Here is an 8,047-nt window from a genome sequence, read left to right on the forward strand (position 1 = left end):
GGTTTAAAGTACAGCCAAGAAGATGGGTTGTAGAAAGGACTTTTGCTTGGGTTAATAGGAATAGAAGGCTATCGAAGGAGTATGATTTACTCACAACATCCACTGAGAATTTCATATACCTAGCTATGAGTAGGGTTATGTTAAAGAGGGAATATGCTTGAATTTACTAGTTTCCGGACAACCTCTGATTAACCTGAATAGGATAAAAAATGGAGAATAGTGCTTGTTGTTTTTTATTTCTGAATGGGTATATTCAATATATAAAATGTTATAAGCTAAAGGAGCAGCATGTCAAAAGTGAGGGTTAATAATAGAAAAGTTTGTTGTCATGGTGATGAGAATGATGAGGGTTCCGGCCATCCATTAATATATTTAGATATGGGAGAAGAAGAGGAAATAGCCTGCCCTTATTGTGAAAAGACGTTTGTCCATGACTGCACTGTAGAAGCGGTTGGGGAGCTGACTAGGGATGAGCTCTAATGGTACTTCTGCAGACTTAGCTTATGTAAATAGCAATAAGAGGGGCAGTAAAAATGAAACTGTCCATACGGTCGAGCACTCCCCCATGGCCAGGTATCATATTTCCACTATCTTTAACACCGTAAGCTCTTTTAACAAGCGACTCAGTGAAATCGCCAAGTTGCGCTAGAATAGCAATTGCAAGGCCAATGATTGGAGAATAAAAAATTGAAAATAGACCAAAAAATATTGATCCAAAAATTGTGCACACTACTCCAGCTAAAATCGCACCAAGAAGTCCTGCCCAAGTTTTTCCAGGGCTAATAATTGGGCAAATTTTAGCTCCACCAAAATTCTTGCCAAACAGGTAGGCAGTAACGTCAATTCCCCAAATGGTTAAGACGAACCATACTAATGCGTATTTTCCCTGTGGTAGATTATATAAATATATTAATGAGGCGCTTGGTAGTGCAATCAATAATAATGCAAAAACGTATAAAATTTTGTTTCCCTGGGTTAGATTATACCATTCAAAAGAAGATAAAACTGCTATCGAAAAAATCAATAGGTAAAACGATAAATCACTGAAATATGTAGCAAAGGAAAATATGAATAATATTACTATTGAGGACAACATTCTAATTATAAAATTATTATCTACCATATTTTTTCTCTCTTTTTGTATAATCTTCTAATGCTTTACTCAAATCTTGACAAGAAAAATCAGGCCATAAAGTATCACAAAAATACAATTCAGCATAAGCTGCTTGCCATAATAAAAAGTTGCTTAACCTTTTTTCGCCGCCAGTGCGAATTAATAAATCCAATTTTGGCAAATCTTTAGTATACAGAAATTTTTCAAATTCCTCTTCTGATACATAAGCAATATTTTCTTTTATAATATTGCTTATAGCTTGTGTAATTTCTTGCTTTGCTCCGTAACTGACTGCCACAGTGAGTAATAAACCATCGTTCTTATGTGTCATTTCTTCTGCTTTTTTAATTTGATCCAATATTTTACTGGGTAACAGACTTAAATTGCCAATAAAATTCAACTTAATGTTACAATTGTAAATGAAATTGACTTTATCTTCATTAGTTAAAACGGAGTAAAATAAATCAAATAGACAGTCAGTTTCGTTTTTAGGTCTAAGCCAATTCTCCATAGAGAATGCATACAAAGTTAAGTAGGGTATAGTTAAGTCCGTACAATACTTGGCAATATCGTATGCAACTTCACTGCCCTTTTTATAACCATCAATTTTTACCCTTCCTTGATTGTTCGCCCATCTACCATTACCATCCATAATAATTGCTAAATGTTTCGGTAAAGATTCTTGATTCAACATTTAAATTTAACCTAATTTTGACTTGAGTGAAATTTTTTGGATTTCAATGGACACCTGGAAGGTGTCAGCTACTTGCATGACAGGAAGAGAGTTACTGTAGTGACACCAATAGTTGATACTTGAATGCAAAATTGGTGTCATCCCAGTGCTCCGACACTGGGATCCAGGAAATTTGATTTCAAACAAGTGCATCAGATAGTTGTATAGTAAACACTGGAATGACATCATTTGCTATGTAAGCTTTCTCCATATCATTTAGTGATTCAGTATATCCTTTTCTTTGATGGACAATTCACCATCAATCTTTTTTATATTATCATCAGTAATATTTTGTATTTCCTTCTTAGCACCATGAAAATCATCTTCTGAGATTTCTTTATTTTCCTTCATTTTTTCTGTTTCTTCCATAATATCTCTACGTATATTTCTAATGGCAATCCGTGCATTTTCAGCAAACTGATGCAATAATTTCACTAATTTTTCACGGGTTTCTTGTGTCAAGTCCGGAAGAGCTATACGTATGGTGCTACCCTCGACAACAGGATTTAAATTCAGGTTAGCATTTAATATAGCGTTTTTCACTTCACCTACAACACTAATGTCCCAAACTTTAATTGATAGGGTTTTGTTATCTATAACCGAAACGCCTGCAACTTGATTTAACTTTTGATGCCCACCATAGATGTTTACAACTATACCATCAAGCAAAGATGCACTAGCTCTACCAGTGCGTACGCCTTTAATATCATCATGAAAGGACTGAATAGTTTTTAGCATTCTTTCTTTTGTTTTAGCTTTTATTTCATTTAACATAAATTACCTACTGTTTACAATCTGAAACTATAGTATAAGTACCTTGACCCTTAATAATATTGACTATTTTTTCTCCCTTCAAAGAAAAAACTATAATTGGAATAGAATTCTCACGAGCAAGTGAAATTGCTGATGCATCCATAACTTTTAAATCACGAGTCAATAAATCCGTGTAAGAAAGCCTATCATACATTACAGCATCCTCATTTTTTTTCGGATCAGCGGAGTATACACCATTTACTTGCGTACCCTTTAGAATAACATCACAATTCATTTCAACAGCACGTAAGGCTGCAGCTGTATCTGTAGTAAAAAATGGGTTGCCTGTGCCTGCTGCAAAAATTACCACTCTACCTTTTTCTAAATGACGAATAGCTTTCCTTCTGATGTAAGGTTCGCATACAGTGGCCATGGGTATTGCAGATAATACCCTAGAAGCTACTAAATTTTTTTCTAAAAAGTTTTGTAAAATTAAAGCATTGATTATAGTTGCAAGCATTCCAATATAATCACTGCTTGCTCTTTCACAACCACTTAAAGACGCAGATGTGCCACGAAAGATATTACCACCACCAACAACAATACATACCTGAACTCCAAGATTACAAACTTCAACTATGCCTTTAGATAACTCACCTATAGTCTCCATATCGTGACCAAATTGCTTTGATCCCATCAAAGCCTCACCAGAGATTTTAAATAACACCCTGGAATATTTTATTTCGCTTTTTTCATTTGTTGAAATAAACATTTTTTGCTATTTAATCTGCATCACCCAAAACAAGTAACTTGTAATTAGAGAGTTTAACAGCACTCAACTCGCTTGATTTTATAAAATCAGAAATCTTCATCTTATCATCCTTTATAAATTTTTGCTCCAGTAAAACAACTTCTTCATAGTACTTAGCCATTCGTCCATCTACTATTTTTTTTGCTACTTCTTCAGGTTTATTTAAGCTCCTCACTTGCTCTTCAATTATAGAACGTTCGTTGTTCAACTTCATTTGATCTAAATCATCTATAGACAAAGCTTCAGGCTTCATAGCAACTACATGCATAGCTATTTGTTTCCCAATCTCTTGTAGCTTCGCCTTATCACCAGATGATTGCAATGCAATTAAAGCACCAATCTTACCTAAGCCACACACATCACCATGTACGTAGCCAGCAATAACTCCATCCTTAGCTTCTAAGTAACAAAGCTTGCTTAACTCTAGCTTCTCACCAAGAACTGACGTACCATTCATAATAGCTTCCTGCACTGTGCCAATGCTTTCATACTTGGCATTTTTTAACTCATCAACGCTAGTACAGCGTTCTTGATGAGCAATTGATGCTAAATTTAAAACTAACTCTATAAATTTCTCATTCCTTGCGACAAAATCGGTTTCGCAATTGAGTTCAATCAATACACCACAATTTTCAGTCAAACACATAGCAACGAGCCCATCTGAAGCTACTCTATCAGATTTTTTGTCAGCTTTAGCAAGACCTATTGTACGTAACTTATCAACGGCTTTCTTAATGTCACCATCACATTCTTCTAATGCTTTTTTACAGTCACTTAAGCCAAGCCCTGTTCTATCACGTAATTCTCTTATATCATCTGGATTCATCTTCATTTGTTACTACCTCCCTTTCTTCTTCTTTGTAAACTTTACTACGTCTCCTTTTAGTTTGCACAATACCATCTTCTTTTTCTTGAATAAACTCATCACCCCTTATATCATCAATCTTAACTCCAGATTTTGCTAGACTAGACTCTATTCCAGCTAATATAGAGTCGGTAGCTAATTTACAATAGAGCTCTATTGATTTTCTTGAGTCATCATTTCCAGGTATTAGATAAGTAATACCATCTGGATCAGAATTAGTATCAAGTATTGCAACTATTGGAATTCCTAACTTCTTAGCCTCCTTAACCGCTATATGCTCTTTATTAGTATCAATGATGAATAAGATATCAGGAATTGCTCCCATTTCTCTAATACCGCCAAGCGCCTTATCAAGCTTTTGCTTTTTCTTTTCAATGTTTCCCAATTCTTTCTTTGTTAAAATGCTATCCTCGTCATTTAATATTTTCTCATATTGCATCAAGGTTTTTATCGAAGAAGAAACAGTGCCCCAATTAGTAAGCATACCACCAAGCCAACGATGATTCACATAATATTGACCACAACGAATCGCTTCACTTGCAATAATATCAAAAGCTTGAAACTTTGTACCAACAAATAGAATGCGACCACCTTGAAATGCAACGTCATATAAAGCCTTCATGGCCACCTGTAGCAATGGTAGTGTTTTTCGCAAATCAATTATATGTATACGATTTTCTTGATGCACTCCATATATGTATGGAGCCATTTTTGCGTTCCAGCGACTAATTTTGTGACCAAAATGTACACCAGATTCAGCTAAATCACGCACAGTGACTTTAGGCAAATTTGTCATATATCATTCCTCCAAATAGTTTATCTTCCATGGCATAACCCTAATGGGACTACTTGTACAAGCCATGTGTGAAATTAAATTATTTACATAGTAATAGAAAAGACAGCAAAGCGCAAACAAAAAATATTGACAAAGGGCAACATGTTTATTAGCTTTAAAGTTGAAGCCCGAAAATGCTAAAAAGAAATTAGGGGGGTGTAGCTCAGTTGGTTAGAGCGCATGCCTGTCACGCATGAGGTCGTGAGTTCAAGTCTCATCACTCCCGCCATATTAGTTTTAGCATAACTTAGAATTCGCAGTATTATTGCCGGTATTGAGAAACGCCTTCACCAAACTTGACATGGCATGGTATTGTAATTAATACTTAAATAGGTTTGTTTTTATCATTAACAATTAGGATTAAATATGCTCATTTCTGAAGTTTTTGCAGCAGATGCAACTAGCAATACATCAAGTATCGGCGCATCTTTTGCTAGTTTTATTCCACTGATTTTAATATTTGTGGTATTTTATTTTCTCATTATTCGCCCGCAACAAAAAAAACTAAAAGAACATAGAAAGATGATAGATCAAATAAAACGTGGTGATACAGTCATTACTTCTGGTGGAATAATAGGTGAAGTTAATAAAGTTGATGAGGCAAATGCACAATTTATAATAGAAATAGCACCAAAAGTTGAGATAAAAGTTCTAAAGTCCGCTATATCTGAGGTTTTAAGCAAAGAAACTCAAAAAGTAGCAGCTAAACCAATTAAAAAGGTAAAATCGAAAGAATGATAAAAAGAATATAAATCAACCAGTAATAAAGGCAAAAATGCTTAACATGTTTAGAAAAAAGTTTGTTTGGTGATCCATTTGTGTGCGGAATATTTGGTGTAGTAAGTAGCGGTGATTCAGTAATACCAACCTTACTAACTGGGTTACAAAAATTGGAATATAGGGGATATGATTCCTCAGGTATAGCAATCATAAATAACGAAGGTAAGATAGAAGTCAAAAAATCAGAAGGTAAAGTCGAAAGGTTATGTGAAGTTGTTGATGACAGCAAGATGTCTCACAGTACAGTTGGTATAGCACATACTCGCTGGGCTACACATGGAGTCCCAGGCCTTAAAAATGCTCACCCCATTCGTACAAATAATGTTGTTGTTGCTCATAACGGCATAATTGAGAATTACAATCTGCTAAAAAAGGGTCTAGAAGAAAGGGGCATGTCATTCCATACTGACACTGACACAGAGATCATACCAAACATGCTAACCTTATATCTTGATGAAGGATTGTTGCCAATTGATTCTCTATTTAAGTGTTTAAACAACTTACATGGCTCATTTGCCTTGGTCTTATTATTTGCAGAATATCCAGACGCCTTATTTGTTGCGAAGAGAAATTTGCCTTTAGCAATAGGCTATAACTGTAACACAGTGTTTGCTGCATCTGACTCTAATGCTTTAAGTGCATTTGTGGAAAGAATATCGCATTTGGAAGATGATGACATTGCAGTGATAAAATCTAGTGGAGTTAGTATATACAACAATGGTACACAAGTTAAACGCAGTATAGAAAATAGTAGTCCAAGTGATTTTCTAATTAGCAAAAATGGTTACCCTAGCTTCATGTTAAAAGAGATTTTTGAGCAACCGCGTGCATTAAACAAAACAATAAATCAATTTTACAAGCAATATAAAGAGGTAATATTTGCTAACAAAAAATTGTTTTCTGAGCTGAGTTACATTACTATAGTTGGATGCGGGTCATCTTATTTTGCTGGGCTAATAGCAAAGTATTGGCTGGAAAATGTCGCTCAAGTTCGAGTATATCTAGAAATCTCATCAGAATTTAGGTATAGCAACGTCAAGCTGGAAGAAGGCAGCATTGGGTTATTTATCTCTCAATCTGGTGAAACTGCAGATACCATAGAAGCGCTGCGTTATGCAAAATCACAGAAGCAAACAATCATTAGTATAACTAATACATTTAGCAGCAGCATTGAAAAGATCTCAGATATTGTGTTACATACTCTTGCTGGGCCAGAAATTGGTGTTGCTTCAACAAAAACCTTTTCTGCGCAACTTGCAACTTTAGCATGCTTTGCCGTGGAGCTTGGAAAAATAAAAGGTGTACTGGGTGGAGAGAGAATAAAACAGCTAAGCAACGCTATTAACTCTATTCCCGAGTATGTTGAGCACGTTTTGAATGTGATGAAAATACAACATATATCGGACAGTATATTAGAACACAATAACGTTATTTTAATCGGCAGAGGAAGTTCATACGGAGTTGCAATGGAAGGCGCATTGAAAATAAAAGAGCTTTCATATATCAATACAACTGGTATTGCAGCGGGAGAAATGAAGCATGGTTCTATTGCTTTAATAGACTCTACTGTGCTTGTTATAGCAATTATCCCTTATGATGATTTATTCTTTAAAACGCTATCTAATATACAAGAGATTATTGCAAGAAAAGGCAAAGTAATTGCCTTCAGTGATAAACAAGGAGCGCCATTCCTAAGGGGAGTTTGCGCAGATGTGGTGCAACTTCCAGACACTGATAATTTTATCTCTCCAATCATCTACAGTGTTGCTATGCAATTCCTTGCTTACTTTACTGCAGCAAAAAAAGGGTTAGATGCAGATTGTCCAAGAAATTTAGCTAAGTCTGTCACGGTTGAGTAGTCCATTTAAAGTTAAAGCTAAACTTCTAATTAAGGTGACCAGACTGCATTCTGTGATTTTTAGCAAAACACGATACACAATCGTCATTCCGCTACTTGTTAGCGGAATCTATGCCGAGATACCGCGGCGGTATGAAGGTTCGCGGTGGTATGACGGTTAAGTAATTCGTCATCCCGCTGCTTGTTAGCGGGATCTAGAGATACCGCGGCGGTATGACGGTTCGCGGCGGCATAGCTATCTTCAAAAATATGGTTGAATAATTGTTAATAATAGTGTATAATTATTAATATTTTTAAG

Annotated in this window: 11 protein-coding genes and 1 tRNA gene; 5 read left to right on the forward strand and 7 right to left on the reverse strand. The window is 35.4% G+C overall.

The genetic code is table 11. From position 1 onward, the window contains the following. Together OZD64_RS01885 and OZD64_RS01890 are read left to right on the forward strand one after the other, a co-directional pair. A partial coding sequence (locus OZD64_RS01885) for a transposase (RefSeq protein WP_274999147.1) occupies nucleotides 1-161 on the forward strand: 161 nt, incomplete at its 5' end. Between the two features lie 127 nt (nucleotides 162-288). Beyond that, complete coding sequence (locus tag OZD64_RS01890) at nucleotides 289-480, forward strand: zinc-finger domain-containing protein (protein ID WP_006279326.1); 192 nt, start codon at nucleotides 289-291, stop codon at nucleotides 478-480. Nucleotides 481-496: 16 nt separating this feature from the next. On the opposite strand, the gene OZD64_RS01895 is transcribed toward OZD64_RS01890, so the two are convergent. From OZD64_RS01895 to rpsB, 7 genes are all read right to left on the reverse strand, one after another. Then, nucleotides 497-1,123: a phosphatidate cytidylyltransferase gene (locus tag OZD64_RS01895; RefSeq protein WP_010082212.1), complete on the reverse strand. Its 627-nt coding sequence runs from the start codon at nucleotides 1,121-1,123 to the stop codon at nucleotides 497-499. Further along, nucleotides 1,113-1,808, reverse strand: coding sequence for a polyprenyl diphosphate synthase (uppS, locus tag OZD64_RS01900; protein ID WP_006279327.1), 696 nt, complete (start codon nucleotides 1,806-1,808; stop codon nucleotides 1,113-1,115). Before uppS ends, OZD64_RS01895 begins: the two co-directional genes overlap by 11 nt. A gap of 6 nt (nucleotides 1,809-1,814) precedes the next feature. Further along, entirely contained in the window at nucleotides 1,815-2,000 is a 186-nt protein-coding gene (locus OZD64_RS01905) for a hypothetical protein (protein ID WP_244263354.1), read from the reverse strand. A 63-nt stretch (nucleotides 2,001-2,063) separates the two neighbouring features. Then, entirely contained in the window at nucleotides 2,064-2,621 is a 558-nt protein-coding gene (gene frr / locus OZD64_RS01910) for a ribosome recycling factor (protein ID WP_010962658.1), read from the reverse strand. A gap of 7 nt (nucleotides 2,622-2,628) precedes the next feature. Further along, nucleotides 2,629-3,366, reverse strand: coding sequence for a UMP kinase (pyrH, locus tag OZD64_RS01915; protein WP_369800793.1), 738 nt, complete (start codon nucleotides 3,364-3,366; stop codon nucleotides 2,629-2,631). 16 nt (nucleotides 3,367-3,382) lie between these two features. Then, on the reverse strand, nucleotides 3,383-4,243 hold the full coding sequence (gene tsf / locus OZD64_RS01920) for a translation elongation factor Ts (protein ID WP_070356839.1): 861 nt from the start codon (nucleotides 4,241-4,243) through the stop codon (nucleotides 3,383-3,385). After that, the gene (gene rpsB, locus OZD64_RS01925; protein WP_010962661.1) at nucleotides 4,224-5,072 is read right to left on the reverse strand and encodes a 30S ribosomal protein S2; all 849 of its coding nucleotides are present in this window, start codon (nucleotides 5,070-5,072) and stop codon (nucleotides 4,224-4,226) included. The genes tsf and rpsB overlap by 20 nt, the downstream gene beginning before the upstream one ends. Before the next feature lie 191 nt (nucleotides 5,073-5,263). Between rpsB and OZD64_RS01930 the strand changes: the two genes are divergently transcribed. From OZD64_RS01930 to glmS, 3 genes are all read left to right on the forward strand, one after another. Further along, nucleotides 5,264-5,340: transfer RNA gene (locus OZD64_RS01930), tRNA-Asp, on the forward strand. A gap of 137 nt (nucleotides 5,341-5,477) precedes the next feature. Continuing rightward, nucleotides 5,478-5,849, forward strand: coding sequence for a preprotein translocase subunit YajC (gene yajC / locus OZD64_RS01935; protein WP_010081840.1), 372 nt, complete (start codon nucleotides 5,478-5,480; stop codon nucleotides 5,847-5,849). Between the two features lie 80 nt (nucleotides 5,850-5,929). Then, a complete protein-coding gene (gene glmS, locus OZD64_RS01940; RefSeq protein ID WP_274999207.1) occupies nucleotides 5,930-7,750 on the forward strand; it encodes a glutamine--fructose-6-phosphate transaminase (isomerizing) in 1,821 nt (606 codons plus the stop codon). Nucleotides 7,751-8,047: the final 297 nt, after the last annotated feature.

The sequence above is a fragment of the Wolbachia endosymbiont of Drosophila tristis genome (genome assembly GCF_028981745.1).
In the GTDB taxonomy this organism is placed as follows: Bacteria; Pseudomonadota; Alphaproteobacteria; order Rickettsiales; family Anaplasmataceae; genus Wolbachia; species Wolbachia pipientis.

Bases quoted from the DNA above. Each gene is read 5' to 3' on its own strand.
- tsf (WP_070356839.1), bottom strand. From the start codon at position 4,243: ATGAAGATGAATCCAGATGATATAAGAGAATTACGTGATAGAACAGGG.
- OZD64_RS01890 (WP_006279326.1), top strand. From the start codon at position 289: ATGTCAAAAGTGAGGGTTAATAATAGAAAAGTTTGTTGTCATGGTGAT.
- frr (WP_010962658.1), bottom strand. From the start codon at position 2,621: ATGTTAAATGAAATAAAAGCTAAAACAAAAGAAAGAATGCTAAAAACT.
- OZD64_RS01895 (WP_010082212.1), bottom strand. From the start codon at position 1,123: ATGGTAGATAATAATTTTATAATTAGAATGTTGTCCTCAATAGTAATA.
- yajC (WP_010081840.1), top strand. From the start codon at position 5,478: ATGCTCATTTCTGAAGTTTTTGCAGCAGATGCAACTAGCAATACATCA.
- uppS (WP_006279327.1), bottom strand. From the start codon at position 1,808: ATGTTGAATCAAGAATCTTTACCGAAACATTTAGCAATTATTATGGAT.
- OZD64_RS01905 (WP_244263354.1), bottom strand. From the start codon at position 2,000: ATGCACTTGTTTGAAATCAAATTTCCTGGATCCCAGTGTCGGAGCACT.
- rpsB (WP_010962661.1), bottom strand. From the start codon at position 5,072: ATGACAAATTTGCCTAAAGTCACTGTGCGTGATTTAGCTGAATCTGGT.